The 24,278-nt window shown below is 60.8% G+C and carries 20 protein-coding genes; 13 read left to right on the forward strand and 7 right to left on the reverse strand.

Translation table 11 applies throughout. The features are described from left to right. Window positions 1–148: 148 nt before the first annotated feature. From FEZ21_RS00995 to FEZ21_RS01005, 3 genes are all read right to left on the reverse strand, one after another. Complete coding sequence (locus FEZ21_RS00995) at window positions 149–520, reverse strand: translation initiation factor Sui1 (protein ID WP_003439233.1); 372 nt, start codon at window positions 518–520, stop codon at window positions 149–151. Window positions 521–778: 258 nt separating this feature from the next. Continuing rightward, window positions 779–1,318 carry an NUDIX hydrolase gene (locus tag FEZ21_RS01000; protein ID WP_160626267.1) on the reverse strand — a complete coding sequence of 180 codons (540 nt, stop codon included), beginning with the start codon at window positions 1,316–1,318 and terminating at the stop codon, window positions 779–781. A 3-nt stretch (window positions 1,319–1,321) separates the two neighbouring features. Beyond that, the gene (locus tag FEZ21_RS01005) at window positions 1,322–2,392 is read right to left on the reverse strand and encodes a DUF2333 family protein (protein ID WP_003439227.1); all 1,071 of its coding nucleotides are present in this window, start codon (window positions 2,390–2,392) and stop codon (window positions 1,322–1,324) included. A 367-nt stretch (window positions 2,393–2,759) separates the two neighbouring features. Between FEZ21_RS01005 and FEZ21_RS01010 the strand changes: the two genes are divergently transcribed. The 13 genes from FEZ21_RS01010 (at window position 2,760) to FEZ21_RS01070 (ending at window position 19,683) form a co-directional block, all read left to right on the forward strand. Beyond that, a complete protein-coding gene (locus FEZ21_RS01010; protein ID WP_160626268.1) occupies window positions 2,760–4,721 on the forward strand; it encodes a methyl-accepting chemotaxis protein in 1,962 nt (653 codons plus the stop codon). A 73-nt stretch (window positions 4,722–4,794) separates the two neighbouring features. Continuing rightward, window positions 4,795–6,573: a protein-disulfide reductase DsbD gene (locus tag FEZ21_RS01015; RefSeq protein WP_160626269.1), complete on the forward strand. Its 1,779-nt coding sequence runs from the start codon at window positions 4,795–4,797 to the stop codon at window positions 6,571–6,573. Window positions 6,574–6,703: 130 nt separating this feature from the next. Continuing rightward, the gene (gene aroQ, locus FEZ21_RS01020) at window positions 6,704–7,159 is read left to right on the forward strand and encodes a type II 3-dehydroquinate dehydratase (RefSeq protein WP_003439222.1); all 456 of its coding nucleotides are present in this window, start codon (window positions 6,704–6,706) and stop codon (window positions 7,157–7,159) included. Window positions 7,160–7,184: 25 nt separating this feature from the next. After that, on the forward strand, window positions 7,185–7,643 hold the full coding sequence (gene accB / locus FEZ21_RS01025) for an acetyl-CoA carboxylase biotin carboxyl carrier protein (protein WP_003439221.1): 459 nt from the start codon (window positions 7,185–7,187) through the stop codon (window positions 7,641–7,643). Window positions 7,644–7,660: 17 nt separating this feature from the next. Next, window positions 7,661–9,019, forward strand: a complete 1,359-nt coding sequence (gene accC / locus FEZ21_RS01030; RefSeq protein ID WP_003439219.1) for an acetyl-CoA carboxylase biotin carboxylase subunit — start codon at window positions 7,661–7,663, stop codon at window positions 9,017–9,019. Window positions 9,020–9,270: 251 nt separating this feature from the next. Continuing rightward, window positions 9,271–10,149: a 50S ribosomal protein L11 methyltransferase gene (gene prmA / locus FEZ21_RS01035; RefSeq protein WP_003439217.1), complete on the forward strand. Its 879-nt coding sequence runs from the start codon at window positions 9,271–9,273 to the stop codon at window positions 10,147–10,149. A 92-nt stretch (window positions 10,150–10,241) separates the two neighbouring features. Beyond that, window positions 10,242–11,486, forward strand: a complete 1,245-nt coding sequence (locus tag FEZ21_RS01040; protein ID WP_003439214.1) for a DUF3426 domain-containing protein — start codon at window positions 10,242–10,244, stop codon at window positions 11,484–11,486. Between the two features lie 210 nt (window positions 11,487–11,696). Further along, a complete protein-coding gene (gene dusB / locus FEZ21_RS01045; RefSeq protein ID WP_003439212.1) occupies window positions 11,697–12,710 on the forward strand; it encodes a tRNA dihydrouridine synthase DusB in 1,014 nt (337 codons plus the stop codon). Continuing rightward, the gene (gene fis / locus FEZ21_RS01050) at window positions 12,707–13,027 is read left to right on the forward strand and encodes a DNA-binding transcriptional regulator Fis (RefSeq protein WP_003439210.1); all 321 of its coding nucleotides are present in this window, start codon (window positions 12,707–12,709) and stop codon (window positions 13,025–13,027) included. Before dusB ends, fis begins: the two co-directional genes overlap by 4 nt. 81 nt (window positions 13,028–13,108) lie before the next feature. Next, window positions 13,109–14,716 (forward strand): bifunctional phosphoribosylaminoimidazolecarboxamide formyltransferase/IMP cyclohydrolase, encoded by a 1,608-nt coding sequence (gene purH, locus FEZ21_RS01055; RefSeq protein WP_003439208.1) that lies wholly within the window; start codon window positions 13,109–13,111, stop codon window positions 14,714–14,716. Window positions 14,717–14,837: 121 nt separating this feature from the next. Beyond that, the gene (gene purD / locus FEZ21_RS01060; protein ID WP_003439206.1) at window positions 14,838–16,136 is read left to right on the forward strand and encodes a phosphoribosylamine--glycine ligase; all 1,299 of its coding nucleotides are present in this window, start codon (window positions 14,838–14,840) and stop codon (window positions 16,134–16,136) included. A gap of 98 nt (window positions 16,137–16,234) precedes the next feature. Beyond that, a complete protein-coding gene (locus tag FEZ21_RS01065; protein ID WP_160626270.1) occupies window positions 16,235–19,012 on the forward strand; it encodes a hybrid sensor histidine kinase/response regulator in 2,778 nt (925 codons plus the stop codon). Between the two features lie 74 nt (window positions 19,013–19,086). Next, the gene (locus tag FEZ21_RS01070; protein WP_003439201.1) at window positions 19,087–19,683 is read left to right on the forward strand and encodes a MarC family protein; all 597 of its coding nucleotides are present in this window, start codon (window positions 19,087–19,089) and stop codon (window positions 19,681–19,683) included. Between the two features lie 59 nt (window positions 19,684–19,742). Here FEZ21_RS01070 and cobJ read toward each other — a convergent pair whose 3' ends face one another. The 4 genes from cobJ to cobG are packed head-to-tail and all read right to left on the reverse strand — an operon-like array spanning window position 19,743 to window position 24,061. Then, on the reverse strand, window positions 19,743–21,410 hold the full coding sequence (gene cobJ, locus FEZ21_RS01075) for a precorrin-3B C(17)-methyltransferase (RefSeq protein ID WP_160626271.1): 1,668 nt from the start codon (window positions 21,408–21,410) through the stop codon (window positions 19,743–19,745). Further along, on the reverse strand, window positions 21,407–22,141 hold the full coding sequence (locus tag FEZ21_RS01080) for a precorrin-2 C(20)-methyltransferase (RefSeq protein ID WP_177412922.1): 735 nt from the start codon (window positions 22,139–22,141) through the stop codon (window positions 21,407–21,409). Before FEZ21_RS01080 ends, cobJ begins: the two co-directional genes overlap by 4 nt. After that, window positions 22,138–22,764 carry a precorrin-8X methylmutase gene (locus FEZ21_RS01085; RefSeq protein ID WP_160626272.1) on the reverse strand — a complete coding sequence of 209 codons (627 nt, stop codon included), beginning with the start codon at window positions 22,762–22,764 and terminating at the stop codon, window positions 22,138–22,140. Before FEZ21_RS01085 ends, FEZ21_RS01080 begins: the two co-directional genes overlap by 4 nt. Continuing rightward, window positions 22,757–24,061, reverse strand: coding sequence for a precorrin-3B synthase (gene cobG, locus FEZ21_RS01090; RefSeq protein ID WP_306768556.1), 1,305 nt, complete (start codon window positions 24,059–24,061; stop codon window positions 22,757–22,759). Before cobG ends, FEZ21_RS01085 begins: the two co-directional genes overlap by 8 nt. Window positions 24,062–24,278: the final 217 nt, after the last annotated feature.

A 24,278-nucleotide genomic window follows, 5' to 3' on the forward strand; every position in this document is an offset into this window, starting at 1 on the left:
GGCGCAGTCTAAAGAGTAAATATGAAGATTAGTCTGCGCAGGGGTAGACCCTGACAACAGCGCGGAGTTTAGAAACCGGTCAGAACAGGCTCTGTGAAAACCATGGCGAGCGACAAAAAGCACTTGGCGGTGGTCTTCACAGAAGCTGCTAGCCGCCGGACTTCTTGGCTTTGAACCCGTGCTTGAGCAGTTCGGCCAACAGCAATTCGACGTGATCGCCCTGGATCTCGATGATGCCGTCTTTCAACGCACCACCGGTGCCACAGCGTTTTTTCAACGTCGTCGCCAAATCCTTGAGCGCGTCTTCCGCCAGCGGCACTCCGGTCACAGTGGTGACTGTCTTGCCGCCACGGCCCTTGCTTTCGCGACGTACGCGAGCAATGCCATCGCCATCGGGGATACGGGTTTGTTTGCAGGTACAGGCGTCCACCGGCTGACGACAGTCCGGACAGTGACGACCTGCGTCGGTGGAAAATACCAGGCCACCAAGGGCGGCGAAGGATGCGGCTTTTTTGGCCACCGGCAATCCTCATATGGAGGACAAAAAATTGGCCGGTGCCTGACACTGTTGCGCCAAGGAGTACCGACCGCGAAGCCCCACTCTGGCAGGGGCAGCGCAACTCAGGCGGGAAAACCGCTTGAGTCTGAAAAAGGTCGCGCAGTGTAACGACAAATGCGCTGCTGCCCAATAGCCAATCGGCGGCAATTTATAAACCAGTCAACCGTAACTTTGCAGGAGCGAGCTTGCTCGCAAGCTTTTAACCTCAACCGCTCGCCCCTACGGCTTGATCTGCGCCAGATAGCGCTTGAGGGCTGCCAGCGAATCCGGGCAAAAAAGCTGTTGCTGACTCAGGCGCAATGCCTCGGCCACCGACATGAAGCAGGCCTGCTGCACCTCTTCAGGCTGCACCTGCAACGGGCCATCCCACACGGCGGAAAAAACGGCGCACCACAGGTGATTTTGTTCGCCTTCGAAGTAAAAGCGTTCATGGGCCGTCAGCGATACGCCGCTCACCCCCAGCTCTTCTGCAAGTTCACGGGCTGCCGACTCGGCGTAGCTCTCATCAACCCCCACCATGCCACCCGCCGCCACATCCCAGAACCCGGGATACAGCGCTTTGCTCAGGGTGCGCTGATGCACGCACAATTCACCGGCAGAGTTGAACAGCAAAATGAAAGTGCCGCGCCCGATCAAGCCCTGCTCACGCAATTGTTGTCGGGGCAAGCCGCCCAGCAGCCGGTCTTGAGGATCAACCCAGGCCACCATTTCGAGATCAGAGGCCGCACGGTGTGCGGCCTCCAGCGCAGAAATCGGCATCACTCAGCCCTGGGACAGCAATTGTCGAAGGTCCATGACCGCCGCGTTGGCGCGGGAAATATAGTTGGCCATGACCAGCGAGTGGTTGGCCAGAACGCCGTAGCCGCTGCCATTGAGGATCATCGGGCTCCAGACCGGCTCCTGGGCCGCCTCCAGTTCACGAATGATCTGACGCACACTGACCGTGGCATTCTTTTTCGCCAGCACGTCAGCGAAGTCGACTTCAATGGCCCGCAGCAGGTGCGACAGGGCCCATGCCTGGCCACGCGCCTCGTAGAACACGTTGTCGATTTGCATCCATGGGGTTTCTTCTATTTCTTCATCAACCACGGGTACCTGGCCGGGTTTCAGGCTTTCGGTCTTCAGTGCGCCATTGAGCTTGACCCGGCCGACGCTGGCCGACAAACGCTGCGACAACGATCCCAGACGAGTACCCACATCGCCCAGCCAGTTGTTCAGGTTATCGGCGCGCGCATAGAACAGGGCGTTCTTCTGGTTGGGATCAGACAAGCGCGCCTGGTAGCGGCTCAGGGAATTGATCCCTTCCTGGTACTCCGACTCGCTGGACGGCAGCATCCAGCTCTTGTTGTCGAAGTTGAAACGCGGTTCGGCCTTGGCCAGATCGGCGTCTTCGGCCGACTGCGATTGCGAACGGGCAAAGTCTTTACGCAAGCCGCGGGTCAGGTCACGCACCTGTACCAGCACGCCATATTCCCAGCTCGGGATATTGTCCAGAAACACGCCCGGCGGAAAACGGTCATTGGACAGATAGCCGCCCGGTTTATTGAGCAGGGTGCCGGCCACGGTTTTAAGGGTTTCAACAGTGGTGAAACCCGGAACCATTTGCTTGCCATCCCTCTCGGCAGCGAGCTGGGCGTTTTGCTGCACCGGGAACAAGTCCGGTTCCTGGCTCCAGTACCAGCCCAGACCCAGGCACACCACGACGAAGATCCCCACCAGCACGGCGATTGAGCGGCTAAACAGAATGCTTGTGAAATAGCCACGCGACGGGGCACGGGTCTCCCTGACCGACTCACGGGCACTGCTGCCCTCACGTTTTTTCCAGTCCAGCATGGCTATATCCTTTCAAATTCCAGGTTCAATCGTTCGACCACAACCCTACCTCATAGTGCCTAGGGTCTGTTGGCGTTTCATTGGCTACAGGCTTTTTAATCACGTGCGGGCCGTGCAGCTCGCAGGCGGGCCGCTCCGCCCGGCACTATAGAACAAGCACGGACGAGCCATGGTAAATATGGCTGCGCGGCTGTCAATTTCAAGCGGGACAGCCTGATTGGAAACCGGGAGACCGCCTCGGGCCGTGAATCCAGCAATCAAGGCAAATAGCCACTATTTATGCGGAATAGCCCCGCCCCGTCACATCGATGTCATACAAACGCCATAACTTCAGGCGCTTATTACTGCGTAGTAGGCAAAACCCCGCATGCGCCTGAAGCTGCTAACCAACTTGAACACCCTGTTACTGGTCGCCGTATGCCTGGCGCTGGGCGCCACCTTATGGTGGTCGCAGCGGGCGCTGGAGCGTCCGTTCCTGTTGATGGAGCGCTACCTGAGCCTGTCGCAGCTGTTTCAGAATCAAGTTTCGCGCAACATTGAAGACTACCTGGCCAGTGGTGATGCCGTGCGCCTGAGCGAGGCCAACAGCGCGCTGGACAGGCTCCAGACAGCGCTCGACTCACTGCCCCCTGCTCTGGCCCAGGCCTGGCGCCCCAGCCTTGAAGAGCTGAGCCACTTCAGCAACAACCAATTGCTGGCTGCCGGCAAACTGGCCGCAGACCCACAAGCCCTGCTGCTACAGGCTGAGCGCGAGCTGGCCGGCAACCTGGAACAGCTCAGCCAGTATGCCCTGCAGGCCAGCCCCCCCGAAGCCCGCCTTTATTCTGCGCCGTTGCTGACTGGCGCCCTGCATCTGGCCAGACTGTCCCTGAGCCGGGACAAACTGGTGAGCAGCGCCCGCAGCGAGCTGGCAGGCGAGGTGGAACGCGAACTCGCCAGCATCCGGGCCCAGGCACAGCAGATCGACGCTATGCCCTTACTGGGAGTAAGCGCGCAAAATACTTCCGGCAACGACGATTTCGCCGCGCTGATGGGGCTGCAAACCGAACGCACGACACAGGCCGAAGATGCGGGGATCGGCCTCAAGCGAGAGCTGAACAACCTGCTGAACCGCTACCCCGCCGAACTCAAACGCACCCAGACCCAAATAGAACAACGGGCCCTGCTCGGCAACAGCACCCACCTGAAACTCAACGCCGTGCAACAGGCAATTGCCGCGCTGGAACCGCAAGTGCGCGCCGAGCACGGGCAGATCCAGAGCGAGGTGAGGCTGATCCAGGGTCTGATGATTGGCCTGATTCTGCTGATCGCACTGCTGATCGACACTCTGCAACGCAGACTGGCCAAGGTCCTGACCCATTTGACCGGGTCGCTGTCGACCTGGGCCGACGGCGACTTCAGCCGCGACATCCAGCTGGGCAAGACCAATCGCGAGCTGCATGACATTGAGGCGTCGCTCAATCGCCTGCGCCAGTACCTGGTGAATCTGGTGGGCACCCTGCGCCTGAATGCCCAACAGGTCGCCGGCAGCAGCCAGACCCTGGCCGAACTCAGCAACGGCCTGCACGGCGGCGCCGAACGCCAGGCTGTTGATACGGCCCAGATCCGTGACGCACTGGGCGAACTGGAGGCCACCATCACCCAGGTCGCAGGGGATGCCAGCCATGCTGCCGATGCCAGTCGCAGCGCCGGCCTGGCCGTTGCCCAGGGGCAGCGCGTAATAGACCAGAGCCTGACCGGGTTGCGCGCGCTGGTCGGGGAAGTACAAGGCAATGCACAGAGCATCGAACGCCTGGCAGAAGAGTCGGCGACCATTGGCGGGGTCTTGACCGTGATCCGCTCCATCGCCGACCAGACCAACCTGCTGGCACTCAATGCGGCCATTGAGGCCGCCCGTGCTGGAGAAATGGGCCGCGGCTTTGCCGTGGTTGCCGAAGAAGTCCGCTCCCTTGCGCAACGGACCGCAGGCGCCACCAGCGAGATCCAGACCCTGATTGGCGGGCTGCAACTGGCCGCCCGGCAATCGGTTGAGGGCATGCGCGCACAAGTGGAACATGCCCGGGCCACCGCCGAAAAAGCCCAGGACGCTGAAGGCGCGCTGGATGAGATTGTCGATGCGATTACCACTATCTCCGGCACCGCAAGGCGCATCGCCGACGTCACCGCACAACAAGGCACGGCTGTGGGGGAGATTCGCAACCACAGTGAGCGCATTCACCAATTGGGCGACGACAACCTGCAACGCATCGCTGTTGCTCGGGACCAGAGCCAGCAATTGCTGGAGCTGGGCGGCAAATTGAACTCAGCCGTGTACAGCTTTAGCCTGTAGAAGCGAGCTTGCTGCAGGGCATCTCAGCATTCACTCCGCTATCATGCGCCCACGTTTGATTTGCGAGATTCCTATGCGCCGCCTGTTCCTTGTTCTGTGTTTGCTGCTCGCCGTACCGGCCATGGCCGCCGGCCTGCTGGATAACCGGCCCAGCTCTACCCTGGGTGCAATCAATAACAGCAACGACTTTTTACCGGTGCGTGACGCGTTCAGGCTCAACCTGATCGACAGCACGCCCGAGACCATCAAGCTGCGTTTTGTCCCCACCGAAGGCTATTACCTGTATCGCCACAAGTTCGCCTTTAGCACCGAACCCGCCGATATCGCCCTGGCCACGCCACAGTTACCGCCCGGCGAGCAAAAGCACGATGAGTATTTCGGCGACGTCGAGGTCTATCACGGCATTCTTGATGTCGACATCCCGCGCCCGACCGATGATCAGCGTCCGTTCACCCTGGTGGTCACTTACCAGGGCTGCGCCGACAAGGGTTTGTGTTATCCACCGGAAACCGAACGCCTGAGCATCGGCGGCACCCCGGTGTCGACCGCGACCGGCGACAGTGCCGCACCAGCCATCAATAGCTGGACCTGGCGCGAGCTGGCACTGTTCTTCCTCGCCGGCCTGGGCCTGACCTTTACCCCCTGCGTGCTGCCGATGCTGCCGATTTTGTCGGGCGTGGTATTGCGTGGCCAGGTGGGCGGGCTGCGCGGCTTTAGCCTGTCACTGGCCTACGTGCTGCCAATGGCCGCCTGCTTTGCACTGCTGGGCGCGCTGATGGGGATGTTCGGCGCACAGCTCAACCTTCAGGCACGCCTGCAATCGGTGTGGGTACTGGCGCCCTTTGCCCTGTTCTTCGCGATTTTTGCCCTGGCCATGTTCGGGGTGTTCGAACTGAAGTTGCCGCAAGCTATCAGCAACCGCCTGGATCGCGTTGCCAACCGCACCCAGGGTGGCTCGCTGTGGGGCGCTGCCGTGCTGGGCGTGGTGTCCAGCCTGCTGGTATCGCCCTGCGTCTCGGCCCCGCTGGCGGGAGCATTGCTCTACATCAGTGCCAGTGGTGATGCCCTGGGCGGCGGTTTGAAACTCTTTGCCCTGGGGCTGGGCATGGGCGCGCCCCTGCTGCTGGTCGCAACCGGCGGTGCGGCCTGGTTACCAAAAAGCGGGCCATGGCTGGTCAGCGTCAAAAACGCCATTGGCGTGCTGTTGCTCGGTTTGGCCATCGCCCTGCTCAGCCGCGTGCTGCCGGGCCCCGTTACCCTGCTGTTGATTGGTCTGCTGGCGGCCGGGGTGAGTCTGTTTCTCGGCACTCTGGAGTTCGGCTACAAAGCCCCGCGCCAACGTCTGGCGCAGTTGCTTGGGCTATTTCTGCTGGTTTACGCCCTGGCCTGCTGGTACGGCGCCCTCAGCGGTCAAAGCGACCCGTTCAGGCCGCTTGGACACTGGCAGCCTGCGGCATCCACCGCCGGCCCGGCCCAAAGCAGCAGTGAATGGCAAACCGTCAGCACCGCAGAGGAGCTGGACAAGGTGTTGGCACAAGCCAGTGCCGCCGGCCAGCCGCTGTTGCTGGACTGGTACGCCGACTGGTGTATCAGCTGCAAGGTGATCGAGCACGAGGTCCTGAACAACCCGCAGGTGCTGGACCGGCTCAAAGGCTACCGGCTGGTACGGTTTGACATGACTGCCAGCAATGCCGGGCAGCGCGCCCTGCTCGACCGCTACCAATTGTTCGGCCCTCCGGCACTGATGTTCTTTGGCAAAAACGGCAGTGAAAAAAGTGACTTGCGGGTCATCGGCGAGATCAATGCAGCAGACTTCGCCGAACGTGTCGACAACGCAAATGACCGGATCTAAAGAGCTGGTCACAAACTTTTCGCGAACATCGGTCATCGTGCTGGCTATTGCAGTTAACTGGACAGCGAATCCGCTTTTCGGCATAGTCGCCCGGCATTGATAACTGCACACACATAACAAGGAACAGCAGATGGCGACTTTTCTGGTTCTGCACGGCCCCAACCTGAATTTGCTCGGCACCCGCGAGCCGGGCGTCTACGGCGCTACTACCCTGGCGCAAATCAATCAGGACCTGGAGCAGCGGGCCCGCGATGCCGGTCACCATTTGCTCTATCTGCAAAGTAATGCCGAGTATGAGTTGATCGACCGGATCCACGCTGCCCGCGATGAAGGCGTGGACTTTATCCTGATCAACCCGGCTGCTTTTACCCACACCAGCGTGGCATTACGTGACGCGCTGCTGGCGGTGAGCATCCCATTCATCGAAGTGCATTTATCAAACGTGCACAAACGCGAACCTTTCCGCCATCACTCCTACTTCTCCGACGTTGCGGTAGGTGTGATCTGCGGCCTTGGCGCCAGCGGTTATCGACTGGCCTTGGAGGCCGCCCTGGAACAGCTTGAACTACAAGCTAAACGCCCCTGACCGACCCATTGGGAGTTGACGATTCATGGATATCCGTAAAGTTAAGAAACTGATCGAACTGCTGGAAGAGTCCGGCATCGACGAGCTGGAAATCAAAGAAGGCGAAGAGTCCGTACGCATCAGCCGTCACAGCAAGACTCCTGCTCAACAGTTCTACGCACCAGCGCCAATGCAAGCTCCGGCTGCTGCTCCGGTTGCTGTTGCTCCGGTTGCCACCGTGACCGAAGCACCTGCTGCACCAAAACTGAACGGTTTTGTGGTCAAGTCGCCAATGGTCGGTACTTTCTACCGTACCCCGGCACCTACCTCGCCAGCCTTCGTTGAAGTCGGCCAGACCGTTAAGGTCGGCGACACCATTTGCATCGTTGAAGCGATGAAAATGATGAACCACATCACGGCCGAAAAAGCCGGTGTTATCGAATCCATCCTGGTAGAAAACGGTCAACCGGTTGAGTTCGATCAACCGCTGTTCACCATCGTTTGAACCACGGGGAGCCAACGATGTTGAAGCCTCAGAAGCTGGAAAAAGTCCTGATCGCCAACCGCGGTGAGATCGCCTTGCGCATCCTGCGGGCCTGTAAGGAACTGGGCATCAAGACCGTTGCGGTGTACTCCACCGCCGACAAGGAGCTGATGCACCTGGGCCTGGCAGACGAAACCGTCTGCATCGGTCCGGCACCCGCCAACCTGTCCTACCTGCACATCCCGGCCATCATCGCGGCAGCCGAAGTCACTGGCGCCACGGCGATCCACCCGGGCTACGGCTTTCTGGCTGAAAACGCCGATTTCGCCGAGCAAGTCGAGAAATCCGGCTTCGCCTTTATCGGCCCGAAAGCCGACACCATTCGCCTCATGGGCGACAAGGTATCGGCCAAGCACGCCATGATCGCTGCCGGCGTTCCGACTGTTCCGGGTTCTGACGGCCCGTTGCCGGAAGACGAAGCAACAGCCCTGCGCATCGGCCGCGAAGTCGGCTACCCGGTGATCATCAAAGCCGCTGGCGGCGGTGGTGGTCGCGGCATGCGTGTGGTGCACCGCGAAGAAGACCTGATCGAAGCAGCCAAGCAGACCCGCGAAGAAGCAGGCGCCTGGTTCAGCAACCCGATGGTCTACCTCGAAAAATACCTGACCAACCCGCGTCACGTGGAAGTTCAGGTCCTTTCCGATGGCCAGGGTCACGCGATCCATCTGGGCGACCGCGATTGCTCGCTGCAACGCCGTCACCAGAAAGTTCTGGAAGAAGCACCGGCACCGGGTATCGATGAAACTGCTCGTGCAGAGGTTCTGGCGCGCTGCGTCAAGGCCTGCATCGATATCAACTACCGTGGCGCAGGCACCTTCGAGTTCCTGTACGAGAATGGTCGCTTCTACTTCATCGAGATGAACACTCGTGTGCAAGTGGAACACCCGGTTTCCGAAATGGTTACCGGCATCGACATCCTGAAAGAGATGTTGAGCATCGCGGCAGGCAACAAGCTGTCCTTCACCCAGGATGACGTGAAAATTCACGGTCACTCCCTGGAGTGCCGGATCAACGCTGAGGACCCGGCGACATTCATGCCGAGCCCTGGTCTGGTCAAGCATTTCCACGCACCGGGCGGCAATGGCGTTCGCGTCGATTCGCACCTGTACAGCGGCTACAAGGTTCCGTCCAACTACGACTCCCTGATCGGCAAGCTGATCACCTGGGGCTCGACTCGTGACGAAGCCATGGCCCGCATGCGCAATGCGCTGGACGAAATCGTGGTCGACGGGATTAAAACCAACATCCCGCTGCACCGCGACCTGGTGAATGACGAAGGCTTCTGCAAAGGCGGCGTCAACATTCACTACCTGGAACACAAACTGGCCAAGCAGTAAGTTTGATTCCAGATCAACCAGGCCGCCTTCGGGCGGCCTGGTCGTTTCTGCAACCTACCCACGCTTTGCGGGAGCTGGCTTGCCAGCGATTGTCCCGTCGCCAGCATCGCCGGCAAGCCAGCTCCCTGTGGCGATGTACGACGAGGGCTTTTCATCGTTTTTTGATTACCCGCACCGCCCTCGCTCGCGTAAACTGGCGCGCTTCTCGCAGCCCACCGGTTGCACACTCCTATTTTTCAAAGGTGCCCGCCATGCCTTGGCTGCAAGTACGCCTCGCCATCAGCCCGGAACAAGCCGAAACCTACGAAGACGCGTTCCTCGAAGTCGGCGCCGTATCGGTAACGTTCATGGATGCCGAAGATCAGCCGATCTTCGAACCTGAACTCAACACCACCCCGTTGTGGTCCCACACCCATTTGCTGGCACTGTTCGAAGGCGGCACCGAAGCCGACCTCGTTCTGTCCCATCTGGAACTGCTGACCGGCTCGCCCCTGCCCGAGCACCATGCCGAAGTCATCGAAGACCAGGACTGGGAACGCAGCTGGATGGACAACTTCCATCCGATGCGCTTCGGTCAGCGCCTGTGGATCGTCCCGAGCTGGCACGCCGCGCCGGAACCGGACGCCGTGAACCTGCTGCTGGATCCGGGCCTGGCCTTTGGTACCGGCACCCACCCGACTACCGCACTGTGCCTGGAATGGCTCGACGGTCAGGACCTGAAGGACTGCAGCGTGCTGGACTTCGGTTGCGGCTCGGGGATTCTGGCAATCGCCGCCCTGTTGCTGGGGGCCAGACAGGCCATCGGCACCGACATCGACGTACAGGCGCTGGAAGCCTCGCGCGATAACGCCGGGCGCAACAATGTCGCCGCAGAGCTGTTCCCGCTGTACCTGCCCGAAGACCTGCCACAGGTTCAGGCCGACGTGGTGGTTGCCAACATCCTGGCCGGCCCCCTGGTCTCCCTGGCCCCGCAACTGTCGAGCCTGGTCAAACCGGGCGGTCGCCTGGCGCTGTCGGGCATCCTCGCCGAACAGGGCGAAGAAGTCGCCGCAGCCTACGCCGCAGACTTTGATCTTGACCCGATCGCCAATCGCGATGGCTGGGTGCGCATCAGTGGCCGTCGCCGCTAGAGCCTGTTGACCTTTGGTTGCGGCCGCGACGCGGCTCGCAATCAAACGGGTACAGCCCCTACAATGCACGCCTGCCCAATCCGGATGGCCACATGAGCGATAGCTTCGTTACCCAGTGTCCACACTGCCAGACCAATTTTCGCGTCAACCACGCCCAACTGAGCGCGGCTCGCGGCGTTGTGCGCTGTGGCGCCTGCCTGCAAGTGTTCAATGCTGCACAGCAACTGCTGAACAAACGCACTGAAAATGAACAACTGCCGACAGTAACGACCCCTGATGTTGCAGAACCCGAGGTCATCGAGCCGCCTGCCGGCCCCAAGCCCGTCAGCCCGGAACACTGGCAAGCAGCCGAACTCGATCTCGACCATCTGGATCTGGATGAAGAACTGGCCCGGCTCGAAGAGCGTGAGATCCAGCCCAGCAAAAGCTTTGGCCAGCCCCACAAGGTAAAAGACAGCTCACTGAGTGCCCGGCGCGACAGCCCGGACGCCGAAGAAAGCCAATGGGCAGACAGCCTGTTCAGCGATTCGGCGGCCGAACGCGCCGAAACCTCAGCGCTCGCCAGCAAAGCCGCAGAGAAGCTCAGCGAACCCGCCTCAACGGGGCGCACCGAGCCGTCATTATCACTGGACCTCGACGAGCCGGATGAAACGCCGCCGCTCAAGCTTTCGCTGGACGATGAGCTGGAGCCGGGACTGACCGGCGAACACCTGAGCGCGAGCGATGATGACGACGACGAGCCCCCTGAGCCGTTGCCCCTGAGCAAGCGCAGACGCAACGAACCAAGAGTGCGTGAAGACGCACTGCTGGATCTGGTCGACGACCCGCTGCAGCTGGACTGGCAAAAACGCCGTACACCATGGGGCAAACGCCTGCTTTGGGTCTTGCTGATACTGCTGGCCGGCGCGGCACTGGCCGGACAATATATTGCCAATCATTTCGATGAACTGGCCCGACAGGATCAATACCGCCCGATCTTCCAGCAACTGTGCCCGCATCTCGGCTGCACAGTGCCGTCCAGGGTCGATATAGACCGAATCAAAAGCAGCAATCTGGTGGTACGCAGCCATCCCGAGTTCGCCGGAGCGCTGGTGGTAGACGCAATCCTCTACAACCGCGCGCCGTTCTCCCAGCCTTTCCCGCTGCTGGAGCTGCGGTTCGCCGACCTGCACGGCAAAATGATCGCCAGTCGCCGTTTCAAGCCCGGCGAATACCTGATCGGTGATCTGGCCAAGGCCGAAATGCCGCCACAGACACCTATCCACATTGCCCTGGACATTCTCGATCCAGGCCCGAAAGCCGTGAACTACAGCCTGAGCTTTCATTCCCCGGAATGAGCGCGCGGCGCTTTTAGCTGCAAGAGGCAAGTTAGAAGTGAAATGCTGATTTGCTGTGTATTGCAGCTTGTCGCTTGAGGCTTGTGGGCAGCCTTCGGCTCCAATTGTTCAAAATTCATCCAATTGCGTCTTTATCCGGTCATCGAGAGCGGGTATCATGCCAACCCTTTTTCGAACTCCCAAGATCCGGCCCCACAACAGGGAAGTCCTATGTCGGCGGTACGCATCGGCCCATATACATTGCACAACGGTTTGATCCTCGCCCCTATGGCGGGCGTCACCGATCAACCTTTTCGTCAGCTTTGCCGACGGATGGGCGCGGGACTGGTTGTCTCGGAAATGGTCACCAGCGACATGAGTCTCTGGAATAGCCGCAAGTCACGCTTGCGCATGATTCACGACGGTGATCCCGAGCCCCGCTCGGTACAGATTGCCGGCGGTGACGCGCAAATGCTGGCAGATGCCGCCAGGGCCAATGTGGAACTGGGCGCGCAGATTATTGATATCAACATGGGATGCCCGGCAAAAAAGGTCTGCAACAAGGCCGCGGGCTCCGCGCTACTGAAAGACGAAGCATTGGTGACCGAGATCCTGCAGGCCGTCGTGGCTGCGGTTGATGTGCCGGTCACCCTGAAGATCCGCACCGGCTGGGACCGGGACAACAAAAACGGCCTGACCGTGGCGAAAATTGCCGAACAGGCCGGAATTGCTGCTCTGGCGGTGCACGGCAGAACCCGCGCCGACCTGTACACCGGTGAAGCCGAATACGACACCATCGCCGCGATCAAGCAGGCGGTGTCGATACCGGTATTTGCCAACGGCGACATAGATTCACCCCACAAGGCCCGGCACGTGCTGCAAGCGACCGGCGCTGACGGACTATTGATTGGCAGGGCGGCCCAAGGGCGGCCCTGGATTTTCCGCGAAGTTGATCACTTTCTGCGTACCGGGCAACTCCTGCCGGCACCACAGATGAGCGAAGTGGAACGTATTCTGCTAGAGCATTTGGCTGCACTGCACACCTTCTATGGGGAGGTATTGGGGGTACGTATTGCCCGCAAGCATGTCGGCTGGTATCTCGCAACCTTGCCGGGCGCCAAGGAGTTTCGCGCCCACTTCAATCGTTTAGAAGATACGGAAGCACAATGCGCCAACGTTCAGGCGTTTTTCGCCGAACGACACAAGAGCCTGGGGACAGGGGACGAAGGATGGGTGGCCGCATGACGATGATGACCGAGACATTAGTGAGTGGAACAACGCCCGTGAGCGACAACGTCAACCTGAAACAGCACCTCAATACACCGAGCGAAGAAGGTCAGACCCTTCGTGGCAGTGTCGAAAAGGCGCTGCACAATTACTTCGCCCACCTGGAGGGCGCTGAAGTCACGGACGTGTACAACCTGGTACTTTCCGAAGTCGAGGCCCCGCTGCTCGAGTGCGTCATGAACTACGTCAAGGGCAACCAGACCAAGGCCTCAGAGCTGCTGGGACTTAATCGCGGCACCTTGCGCAAAAAACTCAAGCAGTACGATCTGCTGTAAGCATTCAATCAAACCTGAAAGGCGTCCCGGTAAAACGGGTCGCCTTTTTTGCTGACTCCTTTGCTTTTGATGGAAATCGAGATGACCGATCAGACTACCCGCCTGCCGATCCGCCGCGCTTTAATCAGCGTTTCCGATAAAACCGGAATCCTTGATTTCGCCCGTGAACTGGAAGCCCTCGGCGTCGAGATCCTCTCCACCGGCGGTACGTTCAAGCTGCTCCAAGACAACGGCGTAGCCGCTGTCGAAGTTGCGGACTACACCGGCTTTGCGGAAATGATGGACGGGCGGGTGAAAACCCTGCACCCGAAAATCCACGGCGGCATCCTGGGCCGTCGCGGCATCGATGACGACATCATGAACGAGCACGGCATCAAGCCGATCGATCTGGTAGCCGTAAACCTCTACCCCTTCGAAGCAACCATCAACAAGCCAGGCTGCGACCTGCCGACCGCCATCGAGAACATCGATATCGGCGGCCCGACCATGGTCCGTTCGGCAGCAAAAAACCACAAAGACGTAGCGATCGTGGTCAATGCCAGCGATTACGCCAACGTGCTGGAAAACCTCAAGGCCGGTGGCCTGACCTACGCCCAGCGTTTCGACCTGATGCTCAAGGCGTTCGAACACACCGCCGCCTACGACGGCATGATCGCCAACTACCTGGGCACCGTTAACCAGACAGCCGAAACCCTGAGCACCGAAGGCCGCAGCCTGTTCCCGCGCACCTTCAACAGCCAGTTCATCAAGGCCCAGGAAATGCGCTACGGCGAGAACCCGCATCAAAGCGCGGCGTTCTACGTAGAAGCCAAGCCGGCCGAAGTCAGCATCGCAACCGCCACCCAGCTGCAAGGCAAAGAGCTGTCGTTCAACAACGTGGCCGACACCGATGCCGCGCTGGAATGCGTAAAAAGCTTTGTCAAACCGGCCTGCGTGATCGTCAAGCACGCCAACCCGTGCGGCGTCGCAGTCAGCCCGGACGCCGAAGGCGGCATCCGTCAGGCCTACGAACTGGCTTACGCCACTGATACCGAGTCGGCATTCGGCGGCATCATCGCCTTCAACCGCGAGCTGGACGCCGAAACGGCCAAAGCCATCGTCGAGCGTCAGTTCGTTGAAGTGATCATCGCCCCGTCCGTGAGCGAAGAAGCGCGCGCCATCGTGGCCGCCAAAGCCAACGTACGCCTGCTGGCCTGCGGCGAGTGGAGCGCAGACCGCGCACCGGCCTGGGACTTCAAGCGGGTGAATGGCGGTTTGCTGGTGCAAAGCCGCGACATCCAGATGATCGGCAGCGAAGACCTGAAAGTCGTCACCAAGCGCGCACCGACCGAACAAGAGATCCACGACCTGATCTTTGCCTGGAAAGTCGCCAAGTACGTCAAATCCAACGCCATCGTCTACGCCAAGAACCGTCAGACCATCGGTGTCGGCGCTGGCCAGATGAGCCGCGTAAACTCGGCCCGCATTGCCGCGATCAAGGCCGAGCACGCCGGTTTGCAAGTGCAGGGTTCGGTCATGGCATCCGACGCGTTCTTCCCGTTCCGTGACGGTCTGGACAATGCAGCCAAGGCCGGTATCACTGCGGTGATCCAGCCGGGCGGCTCGATGCGTGACAACGAAGTGATTGCTGCAGCCGACGAAGCCGGGATTGCCATGGTGTTCACCGGTATGCGCCACTTCCGTCACTAACTAGACGTCCCTTTCTGTAGGAGCGAGCTTGCTCGCGATCTTTTGACTGCTCGCGAGCAAGCTCGCCCCTACAGAGAAACAAAGCGTTTCCCAGAATTCAGCGTCATCCGAGGTTTTTGAAATGAATGTTTTGATCATTGGCAGCGGTGGCCGCGAACACGCACTGGCCTGGAAAGTAGCTCAGGACCCGCGTGTCGCCAAAGTATTCGTTGCCCCGGGCAACGCCGGCACCGCCATTGAAGCCAAGTGCGAGAACGTCGCTATCGACGTGCTGGCCCTTGAGCAACTTGCAGATTTCGCCGAGAAAAATGTCTCGCTGACCATCGTTGGCCCTGAAGTTCCACTGGTAGCCGGTGTGGTCGATCTGTTCCGCGCCCGCGGCCTGGATTGCTTCGGCCCGACTGCCGGCGCTGCCCAGCTCGAAGGCTCCAAGGCTTTCACCAAGGATTTCCTGGCACGCCACAAGATCCCGACCGCCGACTATCAGAACTTCACTGAAATCGAGCCGGCGCTGGCGTACCTGCAAAAAGTCGGCGCCCCTATCGTGATCAAGGCTGACGGCCTGGCAGCAGGCAAAGGCGTAATCGTCGCCATGACCCTGACTGAAGCCGAAGATGCCGTGCGCGACATGCTCGCGGGCAACGCATTCGGCGAAGCCGGTTCGCGCGTCGTTATCGAGGAGTTCCTCGATGGCGAAGAAGCCAGCTTCATCGTGATGGTCGACGGCAAGAACGTGTTGCCGATGGCCACCAGCCAGGACCACAAACGCGTCGGCGATGCCGATACCGGCCCCAACACCGGCGGTATGGGCGCTTACTCCCCGGCGCCAGTGGTCACTGCGCAAGTGCACCAGCGCGTGATGGATCTGGTTATCTGGCCAACCGTGCGCGGCATGGCCGAAGAAGGCAACGTCTACACCGGGTTCCTGTACGCAGGCCTGATGATCGACAAAGCCGGCAACCCGAAAGTCATCGAGTTCAACTGCCGTTTCGGCGATCCGGAAACCCAACCGGTGATGCTGCGCCTGCAGTCGAGCCTGGTGCTGCTGGTAGAGGCTGCTCTGGCCCAGGCGCTGGACAAGGTAGAAGCACAATGGGACCCGCGCCCGAGCCTGGGCATCGTCCTGGCTGCAGGCGGCTACCCTGGCGACTACGCCAAGGGTGCAGTGATCCATGGTCTGGATGCTGCAGCCAAACTGGAAGGCAAGGTGTTCCACGCCGGCACCGCCCTCAATGCCGCTGGCGAAGTGGTGACGGCCGGTGGCCGTGTGCTGTGCGCGACCGCCATGGGTGACACCGTTGCAGCAGCTCAAGAACAGGCTTATGCACTGGCCAAAACCATCGAATGGGATGGTTGCTTCTACCGCAACGACATTGGCTACCGGGCCATTGCACGCGAGCGCGGCGAAACCCAGGAATAAGTAACCCATATGGACAGGCAAGGGATCAAACCCTTGCCTAACTATTCCAGCGCCGCGCATAGTTACCATCAGGCTTCAATATACGAAGGGATTTCAGCGTGCGCTGGCTTAGGATCGCCATAGGTATTACCGTCAGTCTACTGACTGCTTTGCTCTATTTAACGCCGGTGCAGGCGGCCCAAGGCAACCTTTGGTCTGTTCTTCTGGACCATAGTGGCGACCTGCAACTGAGCGATGTCAGTTCCCCCCGCTTAAGCAATCAATTCAGCCCAATCGAGCTCGAAGAGCTGACCGCGGCCAACCCCGATGAGGCGTTATGGTTGCGATTCCGGCTGCAGCCCAACAAGCATGAACAGATTTTGCGAGTCTTCGCCCCGGATCTTGCACGTCTTGACCTGTACGTTCTCGACGGCAAAAAACTGATCAGCGAAACCAGCGCCGGCAGTACATTGCCGACGTCCGACAAACCGCTGTCCAGCAGCGACTACCTGCTGCCCTTGCCCCAAAGTTCTCAAGAGCTGGATGTGTATCTGCGCCTGGTTTCGGAGCATCAGCTGCGCCCGCACATTACCCTCGATTCCGCCGTCATACTCGCCGCCAACCAGGGCATGACCCTGCTCTACGGGCTGTTGCTCGGCTGCCTGGCAATGCTGGTGCTGCACAACCTGATCCGCTTTGCATTCACCCGCTCAGTCAGCAGCCTGTGGCTCGCTGCCTGCGAAGCCTTGCTCCTGATCAGCTCGGCGCTGTTCTTGAATCTGCTGGGTCCCTGGTTTCCCGAGTGGCACAGCGCCCACCCACCCGGGGCCTATCTGGCACTGATACTGACGGCGCCTTGCGGGTTGATGTTCACCTACAGTTTCTTTGGCGCCCGCAGCGCCCACAGGTTGCAGAAACTGTTGCTGCTCAACACCCTGATTATCTGTATCGGCGGCCTGCTGGTGCTGTTCTTCGACACCCTGCCGTTAAACGTGATGACCTATGGCCTGGTCGGGCTTGCAAGCCTGAGCATCCTGCTGGTCTCGGCTCACCACTTGCAGCAAGGCTACCGCCCTGCCCGCCTGTTCGTGGTGGCCATGATTGTGTTCAACATCGGCACCCTGGTCATTCTCCCGACGCTCCTGGGCCTGACCCTGATCGCACCCCAGGAGCTGATCCTGGCCTTGATGGCGGTGGTCTGTATCTGCGGCCTGCTGATGAGCATCGCCCTGAGCGAACGCGCTCGCAGCATCGCCGAGGACCAATTCAGCATCAGCCGTGACCTGGCCGCCAGTAACGCCGAAGTGAATGCCAAAGCCGAATTCCTGGCCAAGATCAGCCATGAAATTCGCACCCCGATGAACGGGGTACTGGGCATGACTGAACTGCTGCTGGGGACACCACTGTCGGTCAAACAACGTGACTACGTACAGACCATCCACAGCGCCGGCAATGAACTGCTGACGCTCATTAATGAAATTCTCGATATTTCCAGGCTCGAGTCGGGCCAGATCGAACTGGACGATGTGCAGTTCGACCTCAATGCCCTGATCGAAGACTGCCTGAATATCTTCCGCACCAAAGCCGAACAGCAAAACGTCGAACTCATCAGTTTCATTCAGCCACAGGTCCCGAGGGTCATCAGCGGTGACCCCACGCGCCTGCGCCAGACCCTGCTGAGCCTGCTCGAAAGCGCGCTGAAGAAAACCGTCGAAGGCGAGATATTGATTGTCGTAGCACTGGAAGAGCGCACTCAGCCGCCACGGTTGCGCATCGCCATCCAGGACTCCGGCCAGCCAATGGATGAACAGGAGCGCGAAGCCCTGCTCAGTGCCGAACTGCACAGCAAGAACTTCCTCGCCGCTACCCGCCTGGGCGGTCACCTGGGGCTGGTCATCGCCCGCCAGCTGATCAGCTTGATGGGCGGTGAGTTCGGCATAAAGCCGGGGCAAACCAGGGGCAGCAACCTATGGCTGACCCTGCCCCTGGACCCGCAACACCTCGAGCACCCGACCTCCGACCTGGACAGCCCGCTCAAGGGTGCACGGGTACTGGTGGTCGATGACAACGACACCTGCCGCAAAGTGCTGGTACAGCAATGCTCGGCCTGGGGTTTGAGTGTCAGCGCGGCGGCCTCGGGCAAAGAAGCCCTGGCCCTGTTACGCACCAAGGCGCATCTGCGCGACTACTTCGACATTGTGCTGCTGGACCAGAACATGCCGGGCATGACGGGCATGCAACTGGCGGCCAAGATCAAAGAAGACCCGAGCCTGAACCACGACATCCTGCTGGTGATGCTGACTGGCATCAGCAACGCCCCGAGCAAGATCATTGCGCGCAACTGCGGGATCAAGCGCATTCTGGCCAAACCGGTGGCGGGCTATACCCTGAAAACCACCCTGGCCGATGAACTGACCCAGCGCAACAAAGGCCAGGTCTCTGCGCAGCTCCCGGCCAATGGCCCGCCAACAGCGGTGACGGTGCCTGGCGACTTCCGCATCCTGGTTGCCGAAGACAACAGTATTTCCACCAAGGTCATTCGCGGCATGCTGGGCAAGCTCAATTTGCAGCCCGACACGGCCTGTAACGGCGAAGAGGCCTTGAAGGCCATGAAAGCGCAGCGTTATGACCTGGTATTGATGGATTGCGAAATGCCGGTAATGGACGGCTTCTCGGCCACTGAGCAATTACGCGCCTGGGAAGTCAGCCATCAACGTATTCGCACCCCGGTGGTGGCGTTGACCGCACACATCCTGGAGGAGCACAAAGAACGGGCGCGCCAGGCCGGTATGGACGGACACATGGCCAAGCCGGTCGAGTTGTCGCAACTGCGCGAGCTGGTGGAATATTGGGTGGCGCAACGGGAGTTGCGTGAATCCCAGGCGCAGCATTCCTAGGGCTCAACGCTGGCCGACAGACTGCCGGCGGCCTGATAGACTTTCGTCGCCTTTCTTCGGTGTGAGCTCAGACCATGCTCCATGTATTGTTCAGTGTGTATTTGAAGATGCTGGTGCTCTACAGCCCGTTCTTCGTGCTCTCATGCTTTATTAGCCTGACCCGTGGCTACTCCAACAAAGAGCGCCGTCGTCTCGCCTGGAAAGTGGCGCTGGCCACCTTGATATCCAGCGTCTTGCTCTACCTGTTCGGGCGGGCGATCTTCAGTGTTTTCGGGATTACCGTCGACGCCTTCCGCATCGGCGCCGGCAGCGTGCTGTTCATCTCGGCACTGGGCATGGCCCAGGGCAAATCGGCCGTGCAAACCGACAACGTGCAGCAGGATGTCACCATAGTGCCGCTGACCATTCCGTTGACGGTCGGACCGGGCACCATCGGTGCCCTGCTGGTCATGGGGGTCAGCCAGCCGCACTGGGATGACAAGCTGATGGCGATAGTCAGCATTACCCTGGCCAGCCTGACCGTCGGCGTGGTGTTGTACCTGTCCAACAGGATCGAGCGGATTCTGGGTGACCAGGGCTTGCAGATCGTCAGCCGCCTGATGGGCCTGTTCGTTTGTGCGCTGGCGGCGCAGATCATCTTCACCGGAATCCGCGGGTATCTGGTGCCCTGACCTCCCGCACCCCGTCAGCGATTACAGAGCATGGCCCCATTGCGGGGCCATGCTGCCTGTCAGGGCTTTTCGCCGTACCAGCGTGGCGTGTACACCCACTCTGTGCCGTCGGCACGCGGGAAGGTGCAGGTGGTAGACGAGCCAATCAGTACCATGGTGCGCATATCCACCTGATCCGCAGTCAACGCGCCCAAAGTGATAGTCCGCAATGTCTGGCCCGGGCGGCCAATGTCGCGCCCCAGCACCACCGGCGTCTGTGGGCTGCGGTGCCGAGCCACGATTTCCAGCGCAACCCCCAGCTGCCAAGGCCGTGAGCGGGAAATCGGGTTGTAGAACGCCAGCGCCAGATCCGCCTCGCAGGCAAGGTCCAGACGCTTTTCGATGATGCTCCACGGCTTGAGGTTGTCCGACAGCGACATCACGCAGAAGTCATGCCCCAATGGCGCACCGGCCTGTGCGGCGGTAGCCAGCGATGCCGAAACCCCGGGCAGGATTTCCAGGTCGACGTTGTGCCACTGCGCATCACCAGACTCATGCAAGGCTTCAAGCACGGCGGCGGCCATGGCAAAAACCCCCGGATCACCCGAAGACACCACCACCACCGAGCGACCACTGGCCGCCAGTTCAAAGGCATGCCGCGCGCGCTGCATTTCTTCACGATTATCGGTGCAGTGCAGCACTTGATCGTCGCGAAACGGTCCGGCCATCCGCACATAGGTTTCGTAACCCAGCACGTCATTGGCCCGCGCCAGTTCGGCCTTGACCGCAGGCACCATCAACTCCGCAGCGCCGGGGCCAAGGCCGATGACTGCCAACCGCCCCCGGGCCCTGCCGATCTGTTGCGGGTCCAGAGGAACCGAAGCGACACCCAGGGCCAAACCACTGCCCGACTCGTGCCAGGCCACAGGTAGCGCCTGCTCCTCGGCACTCACGAAGCGTAGCGGCACAGCCAGCTCAGCCGCCGCCTCACGCAGTTGCGGGCTCGCCATCAAGGTGTCGTCGGCAACGATGCAGGCCAGCGACTGCCAGGCCAGCTTCACTGCATGTAACGCCTCACGGATCCCCTGCGCTGCAACAACGGAGCTGACCCGGGCTACAACATTGCGCGGGTAGATCAGCAGTTCATTGGCCGCGGGTTCTCGCTCGGCACTGCTGACGCAGATCGCCAGCCGCGCCTGCGGGTTTTCAGGCAGTTGTGCACCGGCCAGCCAGGGCGCATCGCCTTCGATACGTACCGACTCGCCCGCGAGCAAATCCGAGACAAAGCGTTTGCCCACCTCCAGGTCGCCCAGGGCATAGCCCCTCGGCGGGTTCAGCAGGCAGGTGCCAAAACGCAATTCGCCGCTGGTGGTGATGGCCGGGGCAACCTGCAGACCGGCAGCGATTTCCCGCGCCATGTCATTCACCCCCCCCAGACCTCCCAGCAGCGGAACCACCGCGCTGGCGTCTTCGGCCACGGCCAGCACCGGCGGCTCGGCGCCTTTCTCCAGCAGCAGCGGAGCCAGGGTGCGAATCACAATCCCGGCGGCGCACAGCGCAATAATCGGCGTGTCTTGCTGATACAGCTGGCGCAGGGTCGCGCCAAAATCGCTGTAGCTGCGGTCTGGCGCGTCAACCCGCCCGGCCAGGCCGTAAATCAACGCCTGAGGGTAAAGCTGCTGGATGCGCCGGGCCGTTGCCAGGCTGCCATTGCCCAGAATCACAATGGCCGGGGCCGGGCGACTCAACCTTGCCACCGTTCGCCGGGCACGATGATCAACGAGAAATAAGGCGACGACATCGGCTCCACTTCATTGAGCGGGACGATTTTCTGGTTGCTCATGGTCGCGCGCTCGACGTACAGCGCACGCTCGGCCAGCCCCAGCTCCCCCAGAACCTCGCGCACTTTATGAAAGTTGCGTCCCAGCTTCATGATCACGGCAGCGTCGGCATCGGCCAGACGCCGCTTGAGCTCATCGTGGGGCAGCACCCCCGACAGCACCGACAGGCTCTGATTGCGATACACCAGCGGCACGCCGAGCACCGAAGCGCCGCCCAGCATCGAGCACACCCCCGGCACCACTTGCGCTTCAAAGCGCTCGGCCAGACGGTCATGCAAGTACATGTAGGAGCCATAGAAGAACGGATCGCCTTCGCAGATCACCGCCACATCACGGCCGGCCTGCAAATGCACGGCAACCTCTACGGCCGCCTGATCGTAGAAGTCGCTGATGATTTGTTCATACGACAGCGGTTCGGGCAACACCTCGGTGGTCACCGGGTACACCAGTGGCATCAAGGTTTGCGCGTCTTGCAGGTGCGCTTCGATGATGCCGAACGCGTTGCCTTTTTTGCCTTTGGCCACGAAGTACGCTACCACCGGCGATTCGCGCAGCAGGCGCAAGGCTTTAACGGTAATCAGCTCCGGATCGCCGGGACCGACGCCCAGACCGAGCAAACGTCCAGGTTGAGTCATCATTCGATCTCCGTGGCCAGTGCGTTGACCGCTGCCGCAGCCATCGCGCTACCGCCGCGGCGGCCCTGCATGATCACAAACGGCACGCCACGGCTGTCTGCCGCCAGCATCGCCTTGGATTCTGCTGCCCCGACAAAACCTACCGGGAAGCCCAGAATCAGGGCCGGTTTCGGTGCCCCGGCGTCAATCATCTCCAGCAGGTAAAACAGCGCGGTCGGTGCATTGCCAATCACCACCACGCTGCCTTCCAGATACGGGCGCCACAGTTCAAGGGCCACCGCCGAGCGGGTGTTGCCCTGCTCCAGCGCCATCTCGGCCACGCCTTCTTCCTTGAGCGTGCAAATCACCTGGTTATTGGCAGGTAAACGCGTACGCGTCACACCTTCAAGCACCATGCGTGCATCGCACAGAATCGGCGCGCCGGCGGCCAGCGCATCGCGCCCGGCCTTGCCCGCACCGGGGGAAAAACGCAGGTCTTCGATGGCGTCGACCATGCCGCAGGCGTGAATTACCCGCACTGCAAGTTTTTCCAGGTCTGCCGGGATGCTCTGGAGGTTGGCTTCGGCCCGGATAATGGCGAAGGAGTTGCGATAGATCTCTTGACCATCGCGGATGTAATCAATCATCGGTGTTGCTCCGTTGGCGGGCCTCAAGCCAGGCGCCTGCCGCTTCAATAGTAAGATTGCGCCCATGCAGAACACCGAAACCCGGCTGTTCTGGAGCACGTAAATAGAGGTCGTAATGACCGGGCGCCACGGCCAGCAGAGTGACCGGCGCAATATGGGCTGCCGCACATGAACGCCGGCAACCGGTCAGATGCACATTCAGCGGTTGGCGCAGACCCGCAGCGAGCTGGCGGGCATCCTGTTTGGTGTCCGCCTGGCCTTTCGCGCACGCCTCGGAGCCAGTGCAGGCCACCAGATGTGCCAGCGGCTGCGCCGCCTCACACAACAAACCCAGCGCCTCTAACTGGAGGGTCACAGCTGGCGCATCGCTGGTCTTGATCCCAGGCAGCAACACACTTTGCCAGGGGCTGAACCGCAGGGTGCCGTCACCAGATTCGTCAGCCAGTTGCGCCAGCCCCCGGAGCATGGCGGCATCCAGACGCCCCAGGCCGGGAACCGCGCCGATATACACCCGGCCCTGCTGGCGCTGGGCAAAAGTACCGATATGCCTCACCCCGGGCGCGACACCCCGTGGCCCCATGGCCAGCGGGATCAACCCCACGCTGAGCCGTTGCAGCAACTGCTCGATGAAGTGCTCGACGGCAACTTCCTCAAGCAGATGCCGCATTCTGGTTTGCTCAGGCCGGGCCAGATCGAGAAACAGCAACAGTACCGCCATCACCAGTTCATGGGCCTGTGCCAGCGGCACCGCAGCCAATGCCGGGTTGTGCGCCGGGCAGCCGGCCAGACCGAAGGCCATCACCAACTGACCGTCCAGCTCAATCACCGATAGCCACAGATCGTGCGGGTGCTCCAGCATCACCAGGGCTTCGCCAGCGTCCAGTTGCAGCGCGAACTTGGCTGACAACTCGGCCAGCCGCGGGGTGTTTTGCAGACTGGCAAGCAGCTCTGCGGCCAGCGGCCGGGTATCGATGCGCATCTGCGGGTCGATACCCGCAGCCGGGCTCAGCATCAGGTTGCGCACATCATCACCCGCTGCCGTCGCAGGCCCCAGACCTGCCGCCAGCAAGGGTTCAACCAGAGCCCGATGTTGCGCCCCGACCCCGCGAATCTGCAGGTTGCCACGGTTGGTCGCTTCAATGACGCCACTGGCATAGCGCTGCGCCACATCCGCCACGGCACGGGCCTGCATCGAGGTGATGCAGCCACCATCGAGCTTGACCCGGCAAATCCCGCCGTCCAGCGCCTGCACGATACGCAGCAACCCCGGGCAAGCCGTAGGGCGCACGGGCGTCATGACAGGGAGTTGAGGTGGCAAGGTCAAAGGTCGATCCAGGCAGGCAATGGGCTGTTGCAGGTGGCGCATTATGCCTGCTTTGGGCGACCGCATGAAAAGCTTGCCGGACGGAATACCCGCTGCGGGCAACCTTAAGCAGCATTACCTGCAACAGAGCCCGCCCGCCCGCTTTATGGGCGAGGCGCCGAGAGCCCAAGGCGCGCTATCATGGGCGCCC

The sequence above is a fragment of the Pseudomonas sp. 9.1(2019) genome (assembly GCF_009910445.1).
GTDB lineage: Bacteria > Pseudomonadota > Gammaproteobacteria > Pseudomonadales > Pseudomonadaceae > Aquipseudomonas > Aquipseudomonas paraversuta.

What these genes read in the sequence shown, in the direction of transcription:
- cobG (WP_306768556.1), bottom strand. Translation starts at nt 24,061, where the DNA reads ATGACGCCCGTGCGCCCTACGGCTTGCCCGGGGTTGCTGCGTATCGTG.
- aroQ (WP_003439222.1), top strand. Translation starts at nt 6,704, where the DNA reads ATGGCGACTTTTCTGGTTCTGCACGGCCCCAACCTGAATTTGCTCGGC.
- FEZ21_RS01000 (WP_160626267.1), bottom strand. Translation starts at nt 1,318, where the DNA reads ATGCCGATTTCTGCGCTGGAGGCCGCACACCGTGCGGCCTCTGATCTC.
- FEZ21_RS01080 (WP_177412922.1), bottom strand. Translation starts at nt 22,141, where the DNA reads ATGATGACTCAACCTGGACGTTTGCTCGGTCTGGGCGTCGGTCCCGGC.
- accB (WP_003439221.1), top strand. Translation starts at nt 7,185, where the DNA reads ATGGATATCCGTAAAGTTAAGAAACTGATCGAACTGCTGGAAGAGTCC.
- prmA (WP_003439217.1), top strand. Translation starts at nt 9,271, where the DNA reads ATGCCTTGGCTGCAAGTACGCCTCGCCATCAGCCCGGAACAAGCCGAA.
- accC (WP_003439219.1), top strand. Translation starts at nt 7,661, where the DNA reads ATGTTGAAGCCTCAGAAGCTGGAAAAAGTCCTGATCGCCAACCGCGGT.
- FEZ21_RS01070 (WP_003439201.1), top strand. Translation starts at nt 19,087, where the DNA reads ATGCTCCATGTATTGTTCAGTGTGTATTTGAAGATGCTGGTGCTCTAC.
- FEZ21_RS01010 (WP_160626268.1), top strand. Translation starts at nt 2,760, where the DNA reads ATGCGCCTGAAGCTGCTAACCAACTTGAACACCCTGTTACTGGTCGCC.
- dusB (WP_003439212.1), top strand. Translation starts at nt 11,697, where the DNA reads ATGTCGGCGGTACGCATCGGCCCATATACATTGCACAACGGTTTGATC.
- FEZ21_RS01085 (WP_160626272.1), bottom strand. Translation starts at nt 22,764, where the DNA reads ATGATTGATTACATCCGCGATGGTCAAGAGATCTATCGCAACTCCTTC.
- purH (WP_003439208.1), top strand. Translation starts at nt 13,109, where the DNA reads ATGACCGATCAGACTACCCGCCTGCCGATCCGCCGCGCTTTAATCAGC.
- FEZ21_RS01040 (WP_003439214.1), top strand. Translation starts at nt 10,242, where the DNA reads ATGAGCGATAGCTTCGTTACCCAGTGTCCACACTGCCAGACCAATTTT.
- fis (WP_003439210.1), top strand. Translation starts at nt 12,707, where the DNA reads ATGACGATGATGACCGAGACATTAGTGAGTGGAACAACGCCCGTGAGC.
- purD (WP_003439206.1), top strand. Translation starts at nt 14,838, where the DNA reads ATGAATGTTTTGATCATTGGCAGCGGTGGCCGCGAACACGCACTGGCC.
- FEZ21_RS01015 (WP_160626269.1), top strand. Translation starts at nt 4,795, where the DNA reads ATGCGCCGCCTGTTCCTTGTTCTGTGTTTGCTGCTCGCCGTACCGGCC.
- FEZ21_RS01005 (WP_003439227.1), bottom strand. Translation starts at nt 2,392, where the DNA reads ATGCTGGACTGGAAAAAACGTGAGGGCAGCAGTGCCCGTGAGTCGGTC.